At 61.1% G+C, this 20,412-nt stretch carries 25 protein-coding genes and 1 tRNA gene; 14 read left to right on the top strand and 12 right to left on the bottom strand.

The features are described 5' to 3' along the window. Positions 1-4 precede the first annotated feature (4 nt). The 4 genes from C1J04_RS04700 to C1J04_RS04690 are packed head-to-tail and all read left to right on the top strand — an operon-like array spanning position 5 to position 3,059. Positions 5-1,093, top strand: coding sequence for a 4-oxalomesaconate tautomerase (locus tag C1J04_RS04700; RefSeq protein ID WP_009826176.1), 1,089 nt, complete (start codon positions 5-7; stop codon positions 1,091-1,093). 1 nt (position 1,094) lies between these two features. Further along, complete coding sequence (locus C1J04_RS04695; RefSeq protein WP_037954185.1) at positions 1,095-1,910, top strand: universal stress protein; 816 nt, start codon at positions 1,095-1,097, stop codon at positions 1,908-1,910. 7 nt (positions 1,911-1,917) lie between these two features. Continuing rightward, a complete protein-coding gene (locus C1J04_RS19280) occupies positions 1,918-2,076 on the top strand; it encodes a hypothetical protein (RefSeq protein WP_009826174.1) in 159 nt (52 codons plus the stop codon). 8 nt (positions 2,077-2,084) lie between these two features. Beyond that, positions 2,085-3,059 (top strand): D-2-hydroxyacid dehydrogenase family protein, encoded by a 975-nt coding sequence (locus C1J04_RS04690; RefSeq protein WP_009826173.1) that lies wholly within the window; start codon positions 2,085-2,087, stop codon positions 3,057-3,059. On the opposite strand, the gene C1J04_RS04685 is transcribed toward C1J04_RS04690, so the two are convergent. Then, on the bottom strand, positions 3,034-4,080 hold the full coding sequence (locus tag C1J04_RS04685; protein ID WP_009826172.1) for an AbrB family transcriptional regulator: 1,047 nt from the start codon (positions 4,078-4,080) through the stop codon (positions 3,034-3,036). The two genes, C1J04_RS04690 and C1J04_RS04685, sit on opposite strands and share 26 nt — an antisense overlap. An 88-nt stretch (positions 4,081-4,168) precedes the next feature. Between C1J04_RS04685 and C1J04_RS04680 the strand changes: the two genes are divergently transcribed. Genes C1J04_RS04680 through tcuB form a run of 3 tightly spaced genes read left to right on the top strand, consistent with a single transcriptional unit; the run spans position 4,169 to position 7,288 of the window. Continuing rightward, entirely contained in the window at positions 4,169-4,849 is a 681-nt protein-coding gene (locus tag C1J04_RS04680; RefSeq protein ID WP_009826171.1) for a GntR family transcriptional regulator, read from the top strand. Then, positions 4,846-6,231 carry an FAD-dependent tricarballylate dehydrogenase TcuA gene (gene tcuA / locus C1J04_RS04675; RefSeq protein ID WP_009826170.1) on the top strand — a complete coding sequence of 462 codons (1,386 nt, stop codon included), beginning with the start codon at positions 4,846-4,848 and terminating at the stop codon, positions 6,229-6,231. Before C1J04_RS04680 ends, tcuA begins: the two co-directional genes overlap by 4 nt. Then, positions 6,221-7,288, top strand: a complete 1,068-nt coding sequence (gene tcuB / locus C1J04_RS04670) for a tricarballylate utilization 4Fe-4S protein TcuB (RefSeq protein WP_114865254.1) — start codon at positions 6,221-6,223, stop codon at positions 7,286-7,288. Before tcuA ends, tcuB begins: the two co-directional genes overlap by 11 nt. Before the next feature lie 69 nt (positions 7,289-7,357). Here tcuB and C1J04_RS04665 read toward each other — a convergent pair whose 3' ends face one another. Then, positions 7,358-8,473 (bottom strand): S-(hydroxymethyl)glutathione dehydrogenase/class III alcohol dehydrogenase, encoded by a 1,116-nt coding sequence (locus tag C1J04_RS04665; RefSeq protein WP_174226621.1) that lies wholly within the window; start codon positions 8,471-8,473, stop codon positions 7,358-7,360. 164 nt (positions 8,474-8,637) lie between these two features. On the opposite strand from C1J04_RS04665, the gene C1J04_RS04660 reads away from it, so the two are divergent. Continuing rightward, positions 8,638-9,507, top strand: a complete 870-nt coding sequence (locus C1J04_RS04660) for a LysR substrate-binding domain-containing protein (protein ID WP_009826167.1) — start codon at positions 8,638-8,640, stop codon at positions 9,505-9,507. Positions 9,508-9,672: 165 nt separating this feature from the next. Here C1J04_RS04660 and C1J04_RS04655 read toward each other — a convergent pair whose 3' ends face one another. Beyond that, positions 9,673-10,536 carry a LysR family transcriptional regulator gene (locus C1J04_RS04655; protein ID WP_254655143.1) on the bottom strand — a complete coding sequence of 288 codons (864 nt, stop codon included), beginning with the start codon at positions 10,534-10,536 and terminating at the stop codon, positions 9,673-9,675. A 116-nt stretch (positions 10,537-10,652) separates the two neighbouring features. Here C1J04_RS04655 and C1J04_RS04650 point away from each other — a divergent pair, with 116 nt between their 5' ends. From C1J04_RS04650 to C1J04_RS04635, 4 genes are all read left to right on the top strand, one after another. Next, the gene (locus tag C1J04_RS04650) at positions 10,653-10,937 is read left to right on the top strand and encodes a DUF2218 domain-containing protein (protein ID WP_009826165.1); all 285 of its coding nucleotides are present in this window, start codon (positions 10,653-10,655) and stop codon (positions 10,935-10,937) included. A gap of 186 nt (positions 10,938-11,123) precedes the next feature. Next, a complete protein-coding gene (locus C1J04_RS04645) occupies positions 11,124-11,534 on the top strand; it encodes a nuclear transport factor 2 family protein (protein WP_235208608.1) in 411 nt (136 codons plus the stop codon). A 63-nt stretch (positions 11,535-11,597) separates the two neighbouring features. Further along, the gene (locus C1J04_RS04640) at positions 11,598-12,443 is read left to right on the top strand and encodes an SDR family oxidoreductase (protein ID WP_037954183.1); all 846 of its coding nucleotides are present in this window, start codon (positions 11,598-11,600) and stop codon (positions 12,441-12,443) included. A gap of 58 nt (positions 12,444-12,501) precedes the next feature. Then, positions 12,502-13,104, top strand: coding sequence for a sulfite oxidase heme-binding subunit YedZ (locus C1J04_RS04635; RefSeq protein ID WP_050766220.1), 603 nt, complete (start codon positions 12,502-12,504; stop codon positions 13,102-13,104). Between the two features lie 642 nt (positions 13,105-13,746). On the opposite strand, the gene C1J04_RS04625 is transcribed toward C1J04_RS04635, so the two are convergent. The 6 genes from C1J04_RS04625 to C1J04_RS04600 all read right to left on the bottom strand — a co-directional run bounded on the left by C1J04_RS04625 (position 13,747) and on the right by C1J04_RS04600 (position 16,945). Then, positions 13,747-13,821: transfer RNA gene (locus tag C1J04_RS04625), tRNA-Phe, on the bottom strand. 102 nt (positions 13,822-13,923) lie between these two features. Next, on the bottom strand, positions 13,924-14,115 hold the full coding sequence (locus C1J04_RS04620; protein WP_009826161.1) for a DNA gyrase inhibitor YacG: 192 nt from the start codon (positions 14,113-14,115) through the stop codon (positions 13,924-13,926). Beyond that, positions 14,112-15,134, bottom strand: coding sequence for a ribonuclease E/G (locus C1J04_RS04615; protein WP_114865253.1), 1,023 nt, complete (start codon positions 15,132-15,134; stop codon positions 14,112-14,114). The genes C1J04_RS04620 and C1J04_RS04615 overlap by 4 nt, the downstream gene beginning before the upstream one ends. After that, positions 15,131-15,709 (bottom strand): Maf family protein, encoded by a 579-nt coding sequence (locus C1J04_RS04610; RefSeq protein WP_009826159.1) that lies wholly within the window; start codon positions 15,707-15,709, stop codon positions 15,131-15,133. Before C1J04_RS04610 ends, C1J04_RS04615 begins: the two co-directional genes overlap by 4 nt. A gap of 54 nt (positions 15,710-15,763) precedes the next feature. Beyond that, positions 15,764-15,982, bottom strand: coding sequence for a translation initiation factor IF-1 (gene infA, locus C1J04_RS04605; RefSeq protein ID WP_005851736.1), 219 nt, complete (start codon positions 15,980-15,982; stop codon positions 15,764-15,766). A gap of 81 nt (positions 15,983-16,063) precedes the next feature. Beyond that, positions 16,064-16,945: a carbon-nitrogen hydrolase family protein gene (locus C1J04_RS04600; RefSeq protein WP_009826158.1), complete on the bottom strand. Its 882-nt coding sequence runs from the start codon at positions 16,943-16,945 to the stop codon at positions 16,064-16,066. Positions 16,946-17,126: 181 nt separating this feature from the next. Here C1J04_RS04600 and C1J04_RS04595 point away from each other — a divergent pair, with 181 nt between their 5' ends. Both C1J04_RS04595 and C1J04_RS04590 read left to right on the top strand, forming a co-directional pair. Beyond that, positions 17,127-18,092, top strand: coding sequence for a LysR family transcriptional regulator (locus C1J04_RS04595; RefSeq protein ID WP_009826156.1), 966 nt, complete (start codon positions 17,127-17,129; stop codon positions 18,090-18,092). Positions 18,093-18,150: 58 nt separating this feature from the next. Beyond that, positions 18,151-18,864 carry an NAD-dependent deacylase gene (locus tag C1J04_RS04590; RefSeq protein ID WP_009826155.1) on the top strand — a complete coding sequence of 238 codons (714 nt, stop codon included), beginning with the start codon at positions 18,151-18,153 and terminating at the stop codon, positions 18,862-18,864. Between the two features lie 39 nt (positions 18,865-18,903). On the opposite strand, the gene C1J04_RS04585 is transcribed toward C1J04_RS04590, so the two are convergent. The 3 genes from C1J04_RS04585 to rpmB form a co-directional block, all read right to left on the bottom strand. After that, positions 18,904-19,434, bottom strand: a complete 531-nt coding sequence (locus C1J04_RS04585) for a copper chaperone PCu(A)C (protein ID WP_037954180.1) — start codon at positions 19,432-19,434, stop codon at positions 18,904-18,906. After that, a complete protein-coding gene (locus C1J04_RS04580) occupies positions 19,349-19,825 on the bottom strand; it encodes a hypothetical protein (protein ID WP_009826153.1) in 477 nt (158 codons plus the stop codon). Before C1J04_RS04580 ends, C1J04_RS04585 begins: the two co-directional genes overlap by 86 nt. A 99-nt stretch (positions 19,826-19,924) precedes the next feature. After that, positions 19,925-20,224, bottom strand: a complete 300-nt coding sequence (gene rpmB / locus C1J04_RS04575; RefSeq protein ID WP_005851725.1) for a 50S ribosomal protein L28 — start codon at positions 20,222-20,224, stop codon at positions 19,925-19,927. Between the last annotated feature and the right edge of the window lie 188 nt (positions 20,225-20,412).

Raw genomic sequence — 20,412 nt, 5'->3', positions numbered from 1 at the left:
TGAGATGACACAGACTGCTATCCCCTATCTCTTCATGCGCGGCGGCACCTCGCGGGGGCCATACTTCAACCGCGCGGATCTGCCCCAAGACCGCGAAACCCTCGCCGAAGTGCTGCTCGCTGTGGTGGGCTCCGGCCATCCGCTCAACATCGACGGCATCGGTGGCGGCGCGGCGGTCACCACCAAGGTCGCGATGCTATCGCCTTCAGACGACAGTTGGGCCGATGTGGACTATTTCTTCGCCCAAGTCTCGGTCGAGGATCGGTTGGTCGATTTCAAACCGACCTGCGGAAACATCCTGTCGGGTGTTGGTCCTGCGGCCGTGGAAATGGGCCTTGTTAAACCCAGTGGCGATGTGACGGATGTCAAAATCCACGCCGTCAACACTGGGGCCAAGGTGCTGTCCAAAGTGCTGACCCCCGGCGGCGTGCTCACCTATGACGGCGACACCGAGATCGCGGGCGTGCCCGGTGCCGGTGCCGCCGTGGCGCTGAACTTCATGGGGGTTGTCGGCTCTTCGACCGGGGCGTTTTTGCCCACGGGCAAGATCCGCGATACCTTTGACGGGATCGAAGTCACCTGCATGGATGTTGCCATGCCGATGGTCATCGCCCGCGCGGCGGACTTTGGCCTGACGGGGTACGAGAGCGTGGCCGAGCTTGACGCGAACAAGGATTTCTTTGCGCGGATGGAGGCAATTCGCCTTCAGGCCGGGGCCGCCATGGGCATGGGAGACGTGACAAAATCCGTCACGCCCAAGTTCGGCTTGCTGGCCCCTGCCCGAGACGGGGGCACCATCGCGACGCGCTATTTCATGCCGTGGAACACGCACCCATCCATGGCGGTGACAGGGGCGCAATGCCTTGCCTCCTGTGCGCTCACCCCCGGCAGTGTGGCAGATGGCCTGCTTGACCGCCCCACCCAAAGCCCCGCCGACGTGGTACTTGAACACGCGTCGGGCACGATTGCCGTGCTGGTGGATTATGACACGTCGGACGGCTTCGCGCTGAACTCCGCAGGGCTGCTGCGGACGGCGCGTAAACTGGCGGATGGCAACGTGTTTGTCCCCTCGCGCATTTGGGAGGGTCGCTAACATGCCCGTAATGAACCTGCTTGTCGCCTTCAACGGCTCCGACGCCTCGGTCGCCGCATTGCGCTATGCCGCTTCTCTCGCCAAACGGCGGGGCGCGCATGTCACGGCGATCCTTGCGCATACCGCGCATGAGGTGATCGACCGCCGCTCGCGCTGGATCCCCGAAGAGGCCCGCGCCCTGTTGGAGGCTGCCAACAGCGAAATCTTGGCCGAGGTCACCCGCCGGTTCGAAGAACTCCGCCCCGCCCTCGGTCTGGGCGACGCGCTGGATTTCCGCGAGGAGACCGGCCGCGTCGATATGCTGCTTTCCGAAGGCGCGCGGTACTATGACATGCTGATCGTCGGTGCCCGGACCGAGAGTGACGACGCCCATGTGACACACCACCCCGATCGCATCGCCTTGCAGTCCGGGCGTCCGGTGATCGTGGTGCCCGCGGGCTATGACGCAGGCGCGCAGCACAGCCACGCGGCGCTGGCATGGGACGGTGGTCGCGCCGCCGCGCGGGCGCTGTCGGACAGCTTGCGCCTGCTTGAGGCCGATGGCCGGGTCAGCGTGCTGACGGTCGGTAAACGCACATCCTGGCCGATCACCGATTTGATGACCCATCTCGATCGCCACGGTGTCGAAGCGGTGCACGAGGACTTTCCGACAACCCATCCGGTGTCACAGACTCTGCTGTCCTATTGCGAGCGGCACGATCCCTCGCTGCTGGTGCTGGGTGCCTATGAGCACTCCAAGTTTCGCGAAGATTTCCTTGGTGGCGTGACCGCCGAGGTGCTGGAAAAGATCAAAATCCCCGTTTTGTTGTCCCATTGAGAAGCGAATGATGACCAATTACGAGAAAATCAAAACCGCCCGCCGTGATCTGGAAAAACTGCGTGCCGAGCTGATCGCCAGCCTCAACACGCAAAAAGACCGCGACCCCGATCTGCTGATCCTGCACGAACGGGTCAGCAAAGCGATCAACGCGCTTTCCGCATAGGTGCAGGGATGAAGGTTCATATCCTCGACGACTGGTTCAACACCCTCCGCGGGTTGCCTTGCTTTGACCTGCTGGCGGGGCATGATGTCACCGTCTGGACGGATCATCAGCCTGACGAGGCGATCTTGGCCGACCGTTTGCAGGATGCCGACTGCGTGGTGCTCTTTCGCGAGCGGACCAAGGTGACGCGCGGGCTGCTTGAGCGCCTGCCGAACCTGCGCCTGATCTCGCAACGCGGCGCCTATCCGCATGTCGACGTCGCGGCCTGCACCGATCAGGGCGTGCTGCTGTGTTCCAACAAAGGCGCGGATGGGGCCAACCATGCGGCGGCGGAACTGACCTTTGCGCTGATCCTTGCAGCCATGCGGCAGTTGCCGCAGCAGATGGCGAGCGTGAAGGCAGGCAACTGGCAGATGGGCGTCGGACGCAGCCTGCGCGGGCGGCGGCTGGGGCTTTATGGCTATGGGCGCATCGGACGTGTGGTGGCGGACTATGCCCGCGCCTTCGGGATGGAGGTTGTCTGGTGGAGTTCCGAAGCCGGGCGCGCGCGGGCGGAAGCTGATGGCGAAACCGTCGCCGAAAGCCGCGCGGCGTTCTTCGGGTCCTGCGACGTGGTTTCGCTGCATCTGCGGCTTACATCTGAGACGCGCGGCAGTGTCACCGCCGACGACCTCGGTGCGATGCCGCCGCGTTCGGTATTAGTGAACACCTCTCGCGCCGGGCTGATTGCCGAAGGCGCGCTGCTGCACGCGCTCGACGCCGGGGATCTGGGCGCGGCGGCGGTGGATGTCTTTGATACCGAGCCGCTGACCGATCCCAACGACCCGCTGCTCTCGCACCCCAAGCTGATCGCCACCCCGCATATCGGCTTTGTCACCGAAGACGAATTCGACAAGCAATTCGCGGATATCTTTGAGCAGGTGAACGCCTATGCGGCGGGCGATCCGAACCATATGATCAACCCTTCCGTCTACGCGCCATAAGCCCCGCGACCAGCGGCGCGCCCACGATCACCAGCACGATGCGGGTCAGGTGGTGCGTGATGACGAAACCCAAGTCTGCACCGGTCACGATGGCCAGCACCGTCATCTCGGCCTGCCCGCCCGGCGCGAAGGCGAGGAACGCCTCAACCGGATTGCCCAAGCCAGCCCAGGTAACGAGACCTGTAAACCCAGCGGCCAAGACGGCGAGCACCAGTACATAGGCGATGCCCGCCAGAACCACCCGCGTCAGCTCGCCCCATGTCACGCCCAGAAAATGCACGCCGATCCCGCAGCCGATAAAGAACTGCGCGGCAAGGATGGCTTCGGCGGGCGGGCGGCTGTGGATCAGGCCGGCCAGTGACAGAACGGCGGTCACAATCATGGGGCCAAGGATGGACGCGCCAAAAAGGCCGATCCTCTCTCCTCCTTTCCAGCCAATCAGGGCTGCGGCGGCCATCAGGGCCATCTCGCGCACCGGCAGTTCCGTCACCGGCGCGCCGATGGGATTGGTCAGCCTTGCTCCGTAAACCAGCGTCAAGAAGGCAGGCGCGAGGGTGACGATAATCAGCACCCGCGTGGCATGGATCAACGACAGCGCCCGCGGATCGCCCCCCGCTTCGGTGCCAAAAATCACCATGTCTTGCAGGCCACCCGGCATGGCAGCGTAATAGGCTGTCGGCCCGTCGAACCCCCAGACATGGCGGAAGAACGGGACGCCGATAATCCCGATCAGCGCGATAAAGACCGGGACCAGCCCCACCGACATCGCCATTTGCGGGAGTTGGTGGAAAAGGTCAGGCGTGATCGAAGCCCCAACCGCCACCCCAAGGATCGTGCGCGCCGCGACCGAGACCTGTCCGAAACCCTTGATCGGTACGTTCGACAATGCCGCGATGAGACAAGCCGCCATAGGGCCGAAAAGAAACGGCAGCGGCAGATCAAGCCACCAGAAGAGCAAAGTTCCACCCCCGGCGAGGATCAGGGTAAGCGCTCGGCTTTGGGTTGGCTGGGCGATGCGCATGGGGTCCACTCCTGTATTTTATCGGCCTTGACCTATATTGCATACGATTGTATCCAACTGTATGCAATAGTGATCGTAGGGGCGCTTTATGAGCGAAGAAGACCGCACACCGCAGGGCAACTCTGCCTATGCTCAACTGATGGACGAGCTACGCGCCGGACGGCTGAACCCCGGGGACAGGCTGCGAGAAACTGAACTAGCCGAACGCTTGGGCGTTTCCCGCACCCCCGTGCGCGAGGCGATCCGACAGTTAGAGGCGGACGGCGTCGTGGCACACATTCCGCGCCAAGGGGCGAGCATCCGCACGCTGGACTACGCCGAGGTGATGGAACTCTACGAGATGCGCGCCGTGCTGGAGGGCACCGCCGCACGGCTCGCCGCCCGCGCTGCCTCGGACATCGAGATTGAAGAGTTGCAAGACATGAACCAGCAGCTTGCCACCCTGGGCAATGTGCCCGAAGCCTTTACCCTCAACCGCCAGTTTCACGCCGCCCTTCTGGACGCCGCAAAGAACCGTTTTCTGACCCGCTCGATCCACACGCTGCAAAAGACGCTGATGATCCTCGGCCCAACGACGCTGACCGATCCGGATCGCGCCGAAAAAGCGGTGGAAGAGCACTTTGGCATACTCGACGCGATAAAGGCCCGCGATGCTGCCCTCGCCGAAGCGGCGATGCGCGCGCATATCGAAGCGGCCCAACGGGTTCGCGTTCGCGCCCTGCGCGCGCAGCCGTCCCGTGATGAGACCTATGACGGAGACCTGCTGTGACCGAGGCTTACGATATCGTCGTGATCGGCGGCGGCAATGCCGCCCTTTGCGCAGCGATCACCGCAGCCGAGGCTAGTGCCCGCGTCTTGATCTTAGAGACCGCGCCGAAACCCTACCGCGGAGGCAATTCGCGCCATACCCGCAACTTCCGCTGCATGCACCACGGGCCACTGGGGCCATTGGTCGAGAGCTACACCGAGGACGAATACCTCGCCGATCTGATGAAGGTGACGGGTGGCAAGACCGATGAACGTCTCGCACGCCTTGCCATCCGCACCTCGGAGGAATGCCTGCCGTGGATGGAAGAACATGGTGTGCGGTTTCAGCCATCGCTGTCGGGCACCCTGTCACTGGCCCGCACCAATGCGTTTTTCCGTGGCGGCGGCAAAAGCCTTGTGAACGCCTATTACCGCACCGCCGAGGGTTTGGGCGTAGATGTGCTTTATGAAGCGGCCGTCACCCATCTGGAGCTGGAAGGCGACCGGGTGACGCGGGTGGATTATACCCATGAGGGGGCGGCCAAGAGCCTCTCGCCCAAATCCGTCGTCGTTGCCTCCGGCGGATTTCAGGCCGACACCGACTGGTTGGCACGCGCATGGGGGCCAGCGGCGAAGAATTTCCTGATCCGCGGCACGCCCTATAACCGCGGCGTGGTATTGGCGGACCTGCTGGACCAAGGCATCGCACAGGTGGGCGACCCGACGCAGTGCCACGCCGTCGCCATCGACGGGCGCGCGCCAAAGTTCGACGGCGGGATCGTGACGCGGCTGGATTGCGTGCCCTTCTCCATCGTCGTGAACAAAGACGCTCAGCGGTTCTATGATGAGGGCGAGGATGTTTGGCCGAAACGCTACGCCATTTGGGGCCGACTGGTGGCCGCCCAGCCCGATCAGGTCGGTTATGTCATCATTGACGCGAAATCGCTGAACCTGTTTATGCCCTCGGTGTTCCCGCCGATCAAGGCAGACACGCTGGCGGAACTGGCCGACAAGTTGGGCCTGCCCGGTGAGGCGCTAGAGCAGACGGTGGCCAACTTCAACGAAGCCTGCGGCGATCAAAGCAGCTTTCACCCCACCGAGCTTGATGGCGTGGCGACATCCGGCCTCACCCCTCCCAAGACAAACTGGGCGCGGCCGATCACCGAGCCGCCGTTCTACGGCTATTCCCTCAGGACCGGCGTCACCTTCACTTACCTCGGCCTGAAAGTGGACGAAAACGCGCAATGCTCCATCAACGACCGCCCGGTCAGCAACCTTTGGGCAGCGGGCGAAACCATGGCCGGGTCGATCCTGGGCCAAGGGTATCTCGCCGGTTTCGGCATGACCATCGGCACCGTTTTCGGACGTATCGCAGGCAAGGAGGCCGCAGCCCATGCAAATTGATCTACTCCAAGAGGCACGCCGTCAGGCCGAAATCTGCAACGCTTGCCGCTATTGCGAGGGGTACTGCTCGGTCTTCCCTGCCCTTCAGGCCGAACGCGCTTTTTCGGACGGGGATCTAACGCAACTGGCGAACCTCTGTCACAATTGCCGGGGCTGCTACTATGCCTGCCAATACACCGCCCCGCATGAGTTTGAACTGAACCTGCCGCAAGCCTTGGCCGATGTGCGCCAAGACAGTTGGGAAGAGTTTGCCTTTCCACGTGCCGCCGGGAAAGCCTTCCAGAAAAACGGCCTCGCCATCGTGCTCGCCACAGTCTTGGGCTTTGCACTGCTGTTTTGGGCTGCCCGTGCGCTGGCCTCCGCAGGAGGCGAAGGTTTCTATGCGGTGCTGTCTCACAATGCGATGGTGGCGATCTTCCTGCCCGCTTTTCTATTCCCGCTGTTCAGTATCGCCATCGGGCTGCGCCGCTACTGGCAAACCGTGGGTGGCACCCCGGTGCGCCTGTCGCATCTGCGCGGGGCCATCGCCTCTGTCGCGAACATGCGCAACCTCAAGGGCGGCCACGGCGACGGCTGCAACTTTGAAGACGAAGACCGCTTCACCCATGCCCGCCGCTATGCGCATCAGGCAATCATGTATGGCTTTCTTCTGTGCTTTGCCTCGACCAGCGTGGCGACGCTGATCCATTACCTGCTCGATATGCCCGCCCCCTACGGGCTGTTTTCCGCCCCGAAGATCCTCGGCCTTTCCGGCGGTGTTCTGCTGCTGTTGGGCTGTGGCAAGATGGTCTGGCTCAAGCTGCGGTCTGACAAATCACTCGGCGCGACTAATGCCTTTGGCGGCGAAATAGCCTTTACAGGGTTGCTGGGGTTTGTCGGCCTGTCTGGTCTGCTGCTCTATGCGGCAGGCGGCACCGGCTGGATGCCGGGTCTTTTGGTCATACATCTCGGCGCGGTGCTGGCGTTTTTCCTGCTCACGCCTTTCACCAAGATGGCGCATGGGTTCTACCGAATGGCAGCGCTGGTCAGGGATGCACAGCGGCGCGAAAGGGTCTGACTTTAGGCTTTCCGGCAACGCTTCCAGATCACCCCGGCCGCGCCTACAGACGGCGCGACCGGGAGACGATCATTCGCCGAAGTGGATGACCGAGCGGATGCTTTTTCCTTCATGCATGAGCTTGAAGGCCTCGTTGATCTCTTCCAGCCCCATGGTGTGAGTGATGAAATCATTCAGCTTGAACTCGCCGTTCATATAGCGTTCGACATAGTCAGGTAGCTCGGAGCGTCCCTTGACCCCGCCAAAGGCCGACCCCCGCCAGACGCGGCCCGTGACCAACTGGAACGGCCGGGTAGAGATTTCCTGCCCCGCCCCGGCAACCCCGATGACTACGGATTCGCCCCAGCCCTTGTGGCAGCATTCCAACGCCGAGCGCATAACATTGACGTTGCCGATACACTCGAACGAATAATCCACGCCGCCGTCGGTCATCTCGACAATCACGTCCTGAATGGGCTTGTCGTGATCTTTGGGGTTGATGAAATCGGTGGCGCCCAGCTTGCGGGCAAGATCGAATTTTCTTTCGTTGATATCGATCACGATGATCCGGCTGGCCTTGGTCATGGTCGCGCCGATCACGGCGGACAGGCCAATGCCGCCCATGCCGAAGATCGCAACCGATGAGCCTTCCTCGACCTTGGCGGTGTTCATGACCGCGCCCATGCCGGTAGTGACGCCGCAGCCCAGCAGGCAGACCTCCTCCAGCGGCGCGTCGGGGTTGACCTTGGCAAGCGATATCTCGGGCAGCACTGTGTATTCCGAGAAGGTCGAGCAGCCCATGTAGTGCAGAATGGGCTGACCATCCTTGTAGAACCGGCTGGTACCGTCGGGCATCAGACCGCGCCCCTGGGTTTCCCGGATCTTCTGGCAGAGGTTGGTCTTGCCGGATTTGCAGAATTTGCACTCGCCACATTCTGGCGTGTAGAGCGGGATGACATGGTCACCCACCGCCACGCTGGTGACGCCCTCGCCGATGGATTCGACAATCCCGCCCCCTTCATGGCCCAGAATGACCGGGAACAGGCCTTCGGGGTCTTCGCCCGACAAAGTGAAAGCATCGGTATGGCAAACTCCCGAGGCGATAATTTTGATACGCACTTCGCCAGCCTTAGGCGGCATTACGTCGATTTCCTCGATCGAGAGAGGTTCGTTAACGGCCCAGGCGACGGCCGCTTTGCATTTGATGATATCGGTCATGGGTCTCGCTTCGCGGTTAGGACTATTTTGGCGGGTGAAGGTGTAGGGACAGTCATTTACACTGTTTCCCACTGGCGATAATCAGAGATATTCGTAAAACACCATTACCTATTAGCAATAGTTATTCCGCCATTAAGATTGAAAGGAACATCATGCTGAGTTGGGAGGGGGTATCAGAATTTGTGGCCGTCGCTGAAGCCCAAAGCTTTACAGCTGCTGCCAACAGCTTGGGTATTTCTACGGCTCAGGTCAGCCGCCAAGTCGGCGCACTTGAGGCGCGATTGGACACCAAGCTGTTCTACCGCACCACGCGCAAGGTCACGATCACCGAGACGGGTCAGGTGTATTACAACCATTGCCGGCAGGTGCTTGATGGGCTGGCCGAAGCCGAGCGCGCGATCACCGATCTGCATCAAAGCCCCAAGGGACGGCTCAATCTCACAGCCCCGGTGACATATGGCGAGAACCGCATCGCGCCTTTGGTGAATGACTTCGTGCGGCGCTATCCTGATCTTGAGGTCAACCTCAGGCTGACCAATCAGCTGCTCGATCTTGTAGCGGAAAGCTACGATCTGGCAATCCGGCTGGGAGAGTTGGAAGACAGCTCCATGATGGCAAAGCGACTGGCCTCTCGCAGGCATTACACCTGCGCGGCACCCGAATACCTTTCCGCTCACGGAACCCCGCACACCCTGTCCGAACTTGACGGCTACAACTGTCTGCAAGGCACTTTGGGCTATTGGCGGTTTCAGGAAAAAGGAACCACCCGCCACATCCGGGTGAAAGGCAATCTCCGCTGCAACAGCGGCGCATCGCTGGTCGATGCGGCGCTGAAGAACCTCGGGATCATCCAACTGCCGGATTATTATGTCGAGGCGGAACTGCGGGCCGGTCGGTTGATACCCGTGCTGGACAGCTACCGCGCGCCGGACGATGGCATCTGGGCGATCTATCCGCAGAACCGGCATCTTTCGCCAAAGGTCCGACTATTGCTTGACCACCTTGAGAAAGGGTTGCGATGAAGGAGCGAGGACTGGGCAAAGATCGTATCTCTCGGCCTGGCGTTCAGCCACCTGCACCGGTGCTTCGTTCAGCGAAAGGCTCATTTGGCCGCACCATGAGGTAATCTATGGCGACGTGGCAGATGCCCCCTTCATGCGGGACCAAATGGGCCGATAGGCACCGTCCTATTGATGGAGCTCTTTTGCCAAAAACCGAACGAACAGAAGCGTGAGGTTCTCGCGACGCGAGGTGTCTGGCCAGACGGCAAAAATTCCCAACGGTTTCAGCCGCCAATCGGGGAACAGGCGGCTCAGCTTGCGCTCCGCCTCCCCCCGGGCGGCGAGATGCTCGGGCAGAACCGTGGCGCCAAGGTTCTTGCAGGCGAAATGGTAGAGGGCATCCACGCTGTCCACTTCCAGCCGGGCTTGGCCCAGAACTTTCGCCTCTTCCCCACCGGGGCCGCTAAGGCGGGTATAGTCTGAGCGATGTCGGTAGCGCACCCAGTCCCAGTCTTCCAGATCGCAAGGATGTTCGGGGGCCGGGCGCGTTGCGGCATAGTCGCTGCCAACCACCAAGGCGCGCGCGCTTTCACCCAGCTTGCGCGACATCATCGCACTGTCGTCGAGCCAGCCCGCCCGGATATTCACATCAAAACCATCGTTGATAAGGTCCATCCTCTGATCCGAAAAAGCCAACGACAGAGCGACTTGCGGATGAAGACGGGAAAATTCAGCGATCGCCGTCGACAGGGTCGATGACGACATAAAGGCAGGGATCGACACCCTAAGCGCGCCCACAGGCTCCAACGACAGGGCGTTGAGGTCATTCAATCCGCTTTCGGCGCTCCGCAGCATGTCGGTCACCCGGGCGTAGAACATCCGCCCTTCGTTGCTGAGCGCGATCTTGCGGGTTGTGCGGTAAAGCAGTGTCACGCCAAGGAAATCTTCGAGTTCGGAGACGGTTTCACTCACCCGCGACGGTGCGACGCCAAGGGCTTTCGCCGCGGCCCGGAACGAGCCTTCGTCCACCACCCGGGCGAAGATGGCCATATGCTTTAGATGATCGATCATTGTTCGGCCTGCCGGAACTATCACTTCTGGATTCCATGAATACCCCGATCAATCCGCCGGGAATAGATGTTCCTTGCAACACGAGGAACACCGCCATGAAAGCGACCACTCATCTCAACACCGAAAGCGCAGAACGTTATCTGGGCACGCTCTGCAAACATTTCGGCCACAAGGTGCCCGTCACCCACACGCACCAAAACGGCCATATCGAACTGCCTTTCGGGGCATGTGAACTGGCCGCAACAAAGGGCCAGTTGTCACTGAGCGCGACAGCCGATGACCGGGCCGCGCTCGATAAGGTCGTGCAGGTCATTACCAGCCACCTCGAGCGTTTTGCCTTCCGCGAAGACCCCAAGCTCACTTGGACCGACGCCGCCTGAGAGCTGAGCTGGCCCGAACTTTTCGGGTACCGCGCGGAGTGGCACCCGAAATCTTGAACTTAACCAAGGCCCCATTCCTTCGGGGCACCCGATATGGAGCGACACATGAAACGCAGAACCCTTCTGAAAACGTCACTCGGCGCATCTCTGGCCATCATTCTCGGACAACACGCAGGAGCAAAAGACATGGACACAGTTACACAAGAGAGCTTTGACACCGTAATGGCCTTCATGGGCGCTATGGGGGCGGGCGATATGGAGAAAATGCGGGCCCTGATGGCCGACGATATGGTCTGGCACAACGAGGGCGACGAAAGCTTGCCGTGGATCGGTGAGGCACGCGGCAAGGAGGCAGTCTTCGACTTTCTTGGCGTCTTTGGCCAGAATTTTCAGACAACCGCTTGGGACAACACAGATGCCTTTGCCGCAGGCGACACCGTTGCCGTCTTTGGAAAGATGAGCGGCATAACCACGAAATCCGGCAAAGAGACTGGCCCCTTCACCTTTGCCCTGCGTGCCAAGGTCCGCGATGGTCAGGTGGTGCTGTGGCACTGGTTCGAAGACAGCTTTGCCGTCAGCAAAGCCTACCACGGCTAATATCCGCAACATGGCAGGGCCCGTCAGGCCCTGCCAGCGAGATCCCAGTCAAAGGAGAGCCCGATGCGCTATGCTGTCACCGCCGTTTCAGGACAACTCGGTCAAGAAATCGTCCGTAAACTCATAGAACGAACAGATCACGCCTCGGTCATCGGCCTTGCTCGGACGCCGGGCAATGCCACCGAGTTAGGGATCGAGGTGCGCCCCGGCGATTATGATCAGCCGGACGCGCTTCGGAGTTCTCTTGCGGGCGTTGATGCCCTTGTGCTCGTCTCAGGCATGGCCCCGCCCGAAGACCGTATCGGCCAGCACCGTAACGTGATCGAGGCGGCCAAGGCCGCCGGCATTCGCAAGATCGTCTACACCAGCATTCAAGGTCCCGAAGTTGGGACCGCCTTCTCACCCGTCGTGCAGAGCAACCGCCAGACCGAGGCCGACATCCGCGCCAGCGGTCTGGACTGGGCCATCGGTCGCAACGGCATCTACATCGAGCCTGACGTTGAGTATATCGACAGCTACCGCGCCAAGGGCGAGATCGCCAACAGCGCGGGGGACGGCAAATGCGGCTACACGACCCGTTCCGAATTGGCCCATGCCTATGCGGCTTTGCTGACGCGGGACGAGCTGAACGGTCAAACCTTTGATTTGAACGGCACGCCGATCACTCAGGCGGAACTAACGCAGTATATGAACGCCGCATATGGCACCGCGCTTACCTATCGCGGCATGTCGGCCGAAGACTATGTCGCTGACCGCACCGCCGAGCTTGGCGATTTTATCGGCCCGATTATCGGCGGCATCTACGACGGTATCCGCCGCGGCGCCTTTGACGCCTCCGGCGATTATGAAGCCGCGACCGGACGCCCGCATCAAAGCTGGGAAGATTATTTCACCTCGCTGTTATGCTGATCGCCACAGATACGCGGGGCGACCCGCGTAGAACGACCAACCTTTCGGAGATATTTGCGTGCTGAAATCCACATGGGATCACCCCCTCACCTTCTGGGCGCTCTTGAGCCTCCCCGCCATTCCAATGACCCTTGGCCTGACCTCCGGCGCGCCGGACGCGGTCAAAACTCTTTTGCATCCCACCGGTGAGTTCGCCGCGCGGTTCATGATCATCGCGATGATGATCACCCCGCTGATGATGCTTTTTCGCGATGCGAGCTGGCCGCGCTGGCTGATGAAGCGTCGGCGCTATCTTGGCGTGGCCGCGTTCTTCTACGCGCTGGCCCACACGGTGCTTTACCTCATTGATGAAGGCGCCATAGCCTTCACTGGCAACGAGGTATCAAAGCTGTACATCTGGACCGGCTGGATCGCCTTTCTTATCTTTGTGCCATTGGCTGTTACGTCGACAGACGCATGGGTGCGCCGCCTTGGGCGGTCGTGGAAAAAGCTACAGCAGTTTGTCTATGCTGCGGCTATACTAACCCTCATCCACTGGGCTGCCCTGCACGATTGGGGCGGCGTCGGCGCGGCTCTCGTGCATTTTGCGCCTCTGGCCGTTCTTGAGGTGTACCGTCTGTGGTCAACCCAACAACGCCGCCGCCAGCGCGCGATGACGTAAGCGAAGGGTTGCGGGGCAAATTCTCCGTTCGTTCGGCGATCTAAAGCTAAATAGCCGATCTCCCTACCTTTATAGGGAATCTTCGCACCTACCGTCAAAGTGCATAAGCCACCCATCGTGTCGGACGCAGCGAACGGCCCAGAGCCCACATCCGTCCCAGTCCTTCGATGCTGCGGTCGCAGCCGACATTGCCGACCTTTGCTGCAAGAGCAAAACGTGATGCGGGCCGAACTGACCCAACGCGGGACAAAGCTGCCACGTAGCCACTTAAACTGGATCTCCTCTCCGACACCCGGATACTCGTGATGAGCTTGGCCTTGGATGGTAGTTCAAATGGCTTCGGTTCCGCTGAGCGTCGCCTTGGCGGACCCGAAATGATCGGAAGCTTTGGCTCGGGCTGAGGCAAACGGCGGGTGGGCCGCCCTTACAAAGGGAGTGACAGTTGCACGGGTTTGAACAGCCGGTGGTTTGGTCGTGGCCTGCGCCAAATAATGAGACTTCAGCTCTTTCGGAATGCGTCGGCTGAAGTAATAGACCCCACCCTTAACGAAAGTGAACGGGGGGCAAATGGTCTCCGACATGGTCTACGGCTCCTAGCAGTGGCTAAAAGCTGAAGCATTACCAATGTGTTAGCTGTTTAAATGGTGCCCAGGGGCGGAATCGAACCACCGACACGAGGATTTTCAATCCACTGCTCTACCCCTGAGCTACCCGGGCACCGGAGACCACCGTAGTGGTCGGGTGTGCGGGTTCTAGGAGTTTGCGGCGGGGGTGTCCAGAGGGTTTTGCCATGTTTGGCAAAGGTTTTTTCGGAAAATTCTAATGCGGCTTGTCGGGGGCGTTCAAAGCGGCCTCGGTGGCTTCGATTGCGGCCTCGATATCCTGGGGGTCGCGGCTGGGGGTCGCGTAGCTGCCGTTCAGCCACTTGGCCAGATCCACGTCAGCGCAGCGCCCGGAACAGAAGGGGCGATACTTGGGAGAGGTTTCACGGTCGCAGATCGGGCAGGTCACTTCAGAACCTCGGCCAAAGGCATACGGGCGCGTTTGCGTTGCAGTTCGTAGTGGCCCAGCGGGGTCCAGCCGACCAGCGTCGTTTCCACGTCGTCGGCGCGGAAGGCCTGGCGCAACGCGGTCTCGAACGGGCGGCGATCTTTTTTGGGCATGGGCGCAAGGTCAAGCGTGATCTGCCCGCCCAACCCGCGCAGACGCAGGGCACGGGGCAAGGCGCGGGCACAGGCCATATTCGCTTTGATCCCGGCAGCAAGGGACACGTCCGCACCGGTGTTCACATCAACGGCCACCAACGCACGGGTGGGTTCCACAAACAGAAAGGCACCACCGTCAAGCGCGACGCGCGGCTGCGAGAGGCTGTCGACAGTGTCCAACACGCCATGGGTTTCAAAACCACCTGGGTCGGTCACGACGTCGGCGGGCTCGACCCAGTCGCGCCAAGCCAGAATATGCGGACCATCGCCTTCGGACAGGACCTCCATGTCGGTGGATGGGTCGTCCAATACCTTGTCCGCCAGCGCCAGCATCGCGTCGATATCATCGGCGATGTCATCGGCATCCGCGCCAGCGCAAGAGGACCGGAGAATCAGGCCATGTGCGGCCCCGTCGGACGCTTCGTGCGCGATTTCGAGCAGCCGGTCGCGTTCTTCCTCGTCGCGGATACTACGCGAGATATTGGTGCCGGGTGCGCCTGGCGTCACGATAGCATAGCGGCTTTTGAACAGCAGCTTCTGGGTGACGGGAACGGCCTTGCCGGGTTCAGCATAGCCGGACACCTGCACGAGAATGGGTTGCCCCGGTGCGAGCCCCTTGATCTGGCGCAGAAACGCAGAGCCGTCGGGCGTTTTCAGGAACATCCCCCCCTGCCCCTTGACCGGACGATCCGCGATGGCGCGGTAGATCGTGCCGGGGCGCGGGCCGTCGCTGTCGATCAGAAGGTCATCCAGCTTGCCGTCCACGATCAGCGCGGCGGCTTCGATGTCGCCAAAATGGTCCAGAACGATCGTACGGCCCTTCATGAGGTCTCTCCTGCGAAAACATATCCTGCAGCACGCAGCAGGTTTGCGGTTTCGGCCAGTGGCAGGCCGACAATGCCGGTGAATGATCCGCTGATCCACGGGATAAGGGCACCTGCCGGGCCCTGAATACCATAGCCGCCGGCTTTGCCCTGCCAGTCCCCGGTTGCCAGATAGGCCGTGATCTCGGCGTCCGACAGTCGTTTCATGCGGACGGTGCTGACCACATCGCGCTGCCACAGCTTGTCGCCGCGCTTGACCGCGACTGCCGTGATAACCTTGTGGCGACGCCCCGACATGAGGCGCAGGAAACGGATCGTCTCTGCTTCATCCGCGGGTTTGCCCAGGATTCGCCGCCCCACCGCGACGGTGGTATCGGCACACAGCACGATATCATCGGCCCCCGCCTGCACCGCGGCGGCTTTTTCACGGGCCATACGCGCACAATAGGGGCGCGGCAGTTCGGCGGCATGGGGGGTTTCGTCGATATCGGGCGCGCGAATATCGTCAGGCACGACGCCGATTTGCGCCAGCAATTCCTTGCGGCGCGGACTTCCTGATCCGAGGATAAAACTCATATGCGATCCTAGATCGCTGCCCGAAAACCACCAGGTGATTCTCGGAAAAGCGTATTATTTAAAGCGGTAATTGATCCGGCCTTTGCTCAGATCATAGGGGGTCATTTCCACCTGTACCTTATCGCCAGCCAGAACACGGATGCGGTTCTTGCGCATCTTTCCTGCCGTATGTGCGATGATCTCATGGCCGTTTTCAAGCTCGACCCGGAACGTCGCGTTCGGCAGAAGTTCTTTCACGATACCGGGGAATTCGAGCGTGTCTTCCTTGGCCATGGTCTCTCCTTGAACACTTTGCCCTGCAATTTCAGGACGCAGGCTTAAATGGGCGCAATTTTCCCTTTTTTCAAGGGGTATTCACATCAAAGGCACGTTTATGGCCGTTGCGTCACGCCCGAACTGATCCTCCCAGTGGTTTCGGTTCAACACCACCCCGTCTGCGCGCACGCGGCTGATCTGGGCGATGTCGACCTCGGCGAAGGTCCAGCCGGGCACGTTGATCTCTGCGGCGGCAAGGACACCGGTGGATGGAAAGCCCACATCCGGCGGGCAGAAGATGCCGCCTGCCCCGTAAGATGTGCCAAGCGCCTCTGACCAATCCGCAGGGCCGATGCAGGATGACATGGCCGTAACGCATTGATTTTCCAGTGCCCGCGCCATGGATCCGATACGGACACGCCAATAGCCTGCCAGCGCCTCCGTCACGCTCGGCACGGCGATGATGTCGCAATCGGCAAGAGCACGGCCCAGCAGGGGAAACTCGCTATCATAGCAGATGAGGATGCTGATCTTGCCCAATGTTGTCTCAAAGATGCGCAGAGGCTCCCCGCCGACGACGCCCCAGACCTCGCGTTCGAATCGGGTCATGATCTGCTTGTCCTGCACCCCGACTTGACCTGAAGGGGTGATCAGACGTGCGCGGTTCACCGGACGGGCAGCGGCAGGCGTCACCGCGGGCCCCGATGCCGCAACGATATGCACGCCATATTCCGCCGCCAGCTTTTGATGCGCCGCATCCGCATCCGCCAACCGGTCAGAGACTGCAAACAGCGACGCCTCAAGATTGCCCGCCACGTCAAGGCCAGCGAGCGTCGCCAACTCCATCGCGCCATATTCGGGAAAAACCAACAGCTCTGCCCCGCTGGCGGCCGCCGTCGCGACCCAGCCTGCAAGCTTGTCTTCATATTGCGCCCAGCTGGTCAGGACATCCAGCGGGTATGCGGCGGTTGCGATTTTCATGGGGCCTCCGGGTGCGTGATTTCCCTTATGGTGCGCCGCGCGCAGCCAAGCTTCAAGTACCACCACCCCACCCCAGGGCTCATTTCACTTTTGTGAAACTATGGGTGCATGATCCGCGACAAGCTTGCCAATTTATCGGGCATGCTTCACAAAATTGGAAAGAACGAAGGGGGCGAGCATCATGATTAAAAAGGGCATCACCCTGCGCGGTATAGAGGTGTTCGAGGCTTTGGCCAGCCGTGGATCGGTCGCACAGGCCGCGACGCTGACAGGGTTAAGCCAACCCGCCGTGAGCCAGCAGATCAGCAACCTAGAAGCCGCCATGGGCACCGCCCTGATCGACCATAGCACGCGCCCCATGCGCCTGACCGCGGCGGGCGAAAGCTTTCTGCGGCACAGCGGCGCGGCGCTGACCCATATCCGGCTCGCGCAATCCGAGCTGACGGTCATGGATCTTGCCAACCTCAGCGACCTGAGCCTTGGCGTGATCGACGACTTTGACAACGATGTCACCCCGCGTCTGGCGACCCTACTGGCCGACAGTATGGCAGGCTGTCGCTTTCGCATGGTGACCGACGGCAGCAAGGGGCTGATCCAGTCGGTGCAGGACAAATCGCTTCATATCGCCATTGCCGCCACCAGCGGGGATGCCAAAAGCGGGCTGATCGAGATTCCTCTGGCCCGCGATCCCTTTGTGATCGTCACCCCCGCCAGCTTTGACGGCGACAGCGCCGCGCTGATGACGGGGCGATCCGCCCTGCCCTTCGTTAAGTACGCGGCAGACCAGTTGATCGCCGACCAGATCAACAACCACCTGACGCGCAGCAATATCACCCTGCCTTCGCAATTCGAGATCGGCAGCCATCTCGCCCTGATGGCGATGGTGGCACGGGGCATCGGCTGGGCCATCACGACGCCCTTCGGCTATTGCCGCGCAGAGCGGTTTCACCAGCAGCTTGCGGTGCACCCGCTCCCCACGCCCGGATTAACGCGACAGATCTCGCTGTTTGCGGGGTCAGACTGGACGGGGCCGGTGCCGCAGAATATTGCCGACACGATGCGGCAACTGCTTCGGTCCCACATGATCGCGCCAACGGTGGCGCAGTTGCCGTGGCTTTCTTCCAGCTTCGAGGCGTTAGAGGGCTGACCGCTTGCGCAAAAGCTGCGCGGCTGGTTCACTTGGCGCGTAAAACAAAGGGGCTGACATGAGCAAGATCGTCATTCTGACCGGCGCGGGCATTTCTGCGGAAAGCGGCATTGATACCTTCCGCGCCGAAGACGGGCTTTGGGCGCAGCACCGGGTCGAGGACGTCGCCACTCCCGAAGGCTTTGCCCGCGACCCGCAACTGGTTGTGGATTTCTATAACGGTCGCCGCAAACAGGCGGCAGAGGTATCACCGAACGCCGCGCATCAAGCGCTGGCCAGACTGCAGGCGAATTATGCCGGACAGGTGGTGATTGTGACGCAGAATGTCGATGATCTGCACGAACAGGGCGGCGCGCGGGTGATCCATATGCACGGCGCGCTGAATTCGGCGCTCTGCGCTGCCTGCGACCACCGTTGGCCCGCACCTATGGTCATGGCCGTTGGTGATCCCTGCCCCGCCTGCAATGCCCCAGCCGCGCGGCCCGACATCGTTTGGTTCGGCGAAATGCCCTATGACATGGACGAGATTTTTGACCATCTGGCCGAGGCCGATATCTTTGCAGCCATCGGCACCTCTGGCAACGTCTACCCCGCCGCCGGTTTCGTGGCAGAGGCGCGGCGCAACGGGGCCCATACGGTAGAGCTGAACCTCGAACGTTCGGCCGTGGGGAACCAGTTCGCCGAACACCGCACCGGTCCGGCGACACGTGTGGTCACCGATTGGGTGGAGCAACTCTTGAGCGCCCCACCCCAGCAACGGCCCGCGTTTTAACACAGATCGGGCCGCTACCATTCATGGGGGCGAAAAGGCTCAGTCTTTCGGCATCTCGTGACCGGTGTGATCCATATCACCGCGGTCGTGCTTCATATCACCGTGGTCATGCTTCATCTTGCCATGGTTCGGCTTACGGTCCTGATCGACCATCACCTCGATCTCGACCGCACCGGCTTTTTCGAACTCAAGTGTGACGGGCACCATCGCGCCCTGCTCCAGCGGGCCTTTCAGGCCCATGAACATCAGGTGGTCGCCGCCGCGTTTGAAGGCGTGCATGTCATCCGCCGCAATGGCCACGCCGCCTTCGATCTCGCCCATCCGCATGACGCCATTGTCGTCAGAGGTGTGGGAATGCAATTCGACCTTCTCGGCCACGTCAGAGGACGCCCCGATCAAACGGTCATCCGCGCCAGAGTGGTTCATCACCACCATAAACGCCGCACCGGAGGTGGATTTCGCGGTCGAGCTGCGGATGTAGGCGTCATCTACCATGATGCCCTCGGCAGCGAGAGGGGCGGAAAAGAGAAACAATGCGCAGACAGCGCGGGTCAGCAAAGCAGGTGTCATTGGGATATCCTGTCGTCATATTCAAAATGTCTGTGAAGGGTGTGGGACAGACAGCGACAGGCGGGGCCCTTGGGTCGTGGCGCGTTTTACGTCGCGGCACATCGGCTGTCAGGACATGCACCGCCGGCGCGACAAAAGTCACGATCCGCATCGGTGCGGCCGCCAGAACCACCGCGCCTGCCATTGCAACGTTAAGCGCCGAATCGGGGCAGATATGCGGGGCCGAGGTCGGCTTGCCCTGCGCATCCACATAAATCGCTACAGGGCCCGCACCGGTGCACAACACCATCTGCCCCGTAGCCGCAGAGGCCCCGCGCGCGACAGCCATGCTTTGACCCGTGAGGGCCAGCATCAACGCCAGAACCAAAGCCGAGAGGGAACGCAGGATCATGGGCCGCACCCTAGACGAAGCGCTTGAAAAAGCACCAGCCCAAAACGACGCAGCCCCGGCCGAGGGCCAGGGCTACAACATCGTAACGATTGGAAAGTCTTACGACAGCGCTTCGGCTGTGGCGCTGGACTTTGCAATTGCTTTCTTAACTTTCAACGCGTTGACGGACAGTTCAGTGTCCTTAGCCTTCGCCATGAACTTGTCCAAGCCACCGCGGTGGTCAACAGTGCGCAAAGCAGCTGCCGAGATGCGGAACTTGAAACCGCGGCCCAGTGCTTCGGACTGCAGGGTGACATCGTTCAGGTTTGGCAAGAACCGACGACGTGTACGGTTCTTGGCGTGGCTTACGTTGTTGCCCGTCATCGGGCCTTTTCCGGTCAATTCGCAAACGCGCGACATGGGTCTATCCTTTTGCTGCGGGGCATTTCCGGCGATCCGGTGCAATACCCATATGGGCCGCGCTACGGCAAACCCTGAAATTGGTTTGCTGGCTTTAGGCGGAATCGCGAGCGGGGTCAACCCAAGCCTGCGCGGCAACACACGCTTTTCCTTTTGCATCCGTCGAAAAGATTTGTCATCTGTCGCAT

It is taken from the genome of Sulfitobacter sp. SK025 (assembly GCF_003352105.1).
Taxonomy (GTDB): domain Bacteria; phylum Pseudomonadota; class Alphaproteobacteria; order Rhodobacterales; family Rhodobacteraceae; genus Sulfitobacter; species Sulfitobacter pontiacus.
This window is presented reverse-complemented; position numbering and strand designations above follow the sequence as displayed.

Coding starts and splice junctions, on each gene's coding strand:
- C1J04_RS04700 (WP_009826176.1), top strand. CDS start 5: ATGACACAGACTGCTATCCCCTATCTCTTCATGCGCGGCGGCACCTCG.
- C1J04_RS04695 (WP_037954185.1), top strand. CDS start 1,095: ATGCCCGTAATGAACCTGCTTGTCGCCTTCAACGGCTCCGACGCCTCG.
- C1J04_RS19280 (WP_009826174.1), top strand. CDS start 1,918: ATGATGACCAATTACGAGAAAATCAAAACCGCCCGCCGTGATCTGGAA.
- C1J04_RS04690 (WP_009826173.1), top strand. CDS start 2,085: ATGAAGGTTCATATCCTCGACGACTGGTTCAACACCCTCCGCGGGTTG.
- C1J04_RS04685 (WP_009826172.1), bottom strand. CDS start 4,080: ATGCGCATCGCCCAGCCAACCCAAAGCCGAGCGCTTACCCTGATCCTC.
- C1J04_RS04680 (WP_009826171.1), top strand. CDS start 4,169: ATGAGCGAAGAAGACCGCACACCGCAGGGCAACTCTGCCTATGCTCAA.
- tcuB (WP_114865254.1), top strand. CDS start 6,221: ATGCAAATTGATCTACTCCAAGAGGCACGCCGTCAGGCCGAAATCTGC.
- C1J04_RS04660 (WP_009826167.1), top strand. CDS start 8,638: ATGCTGAGTTGGGAGGGGGTATCAGAATTTGTGGCCGTCGCTGAAGCC.
- C1J04_RS04655 (WP_254655143.1), bottom strand. CDS start 10,536: ATGGCCATCTTCGCCCGGGTGGTGGACGAAGGCTCGTTCCGGGCCGCG.
- C1J04_RS04650 (WP_009826165.1), top strand. CDS start 10,653: ATGAAAGCGACCACTCATCTCAACACCGAAAGCGCAGAACGTTATCTG.
- C1J04_RS04645 (WP_235208608.1), top strand. CDS start 11,124: ATGGACACAGTTACACAAGAGAGCTTTGACACCGTAATGGCCTTCATG.
- C1J04_RS04640 (WP_037954183.1), top strand. CDS start 11,598: ATGCGCTATGCTGTCACCGCCGTTTCAGGACAACTCGGTCAAGAAATC.
- C1J04_RS04615 (WP_114865253.1), bottom strand. CDS start 15,134: ATGAAGGGCCGTACGATCGTTCTGGACCATTTTGGCGACATCGAAGCC.
- C1J04_RS04610 (WP_009826159.1), bottom strand. CDS start 15,709: ATGAGTTTTATCCTCGGATCAGGAAGTCCGCGCCGCAAGGAATTGCTG.
- infA (WP_005851736.1), bottom strand. CDS start 15,982: ATGGCCAAGGAAGACACGCTCGAATTCCCCGGTATCGTGAAAGAACTT.
- C1J04_RS04600 (WP_009826158.1), bottom strand. CDS start 16,945: ATGAAAATCGCAACCGCCGCATACCCGCTGGATGTCCTGACCAGCTGG.
- C1J04_RS04595 (WP_009826156.1), top strand. CDS start 17,127: ATGATTAAAAAGGGCATCACCCTGCGCGGTATAGAGGTGTTCGAGGCT.
- C1J04_RS04590 (WP_009826155.1), top strand. CDS start 18,151: ATGAGCAAGATCGTCATTCTGACCGGCGCGGGCATTTCTGCGGAAAGC.
- C1J04_RS04585 (WP_037954180.1), bottom strand. CDS start 19,434: ATGACACCTGCTTTGCTGACCCGCGCTGTCTGCGCATTGTTTCTCTTT.
- C1J04_RS04580 (WP_009826153.1), bottom strand. CDS start 19,825: ATGATCCTGCGTTCCCTCTCGGCTTTGGTTCTGGCGTTGATGCTGGCC.
- rpmB (WP_005851725.1), bottom strand. CDS start 20,224: ATGTCGCGCGTTTGCGAATTGACCGGAAAAGGCCCGATGACGGGCAAC.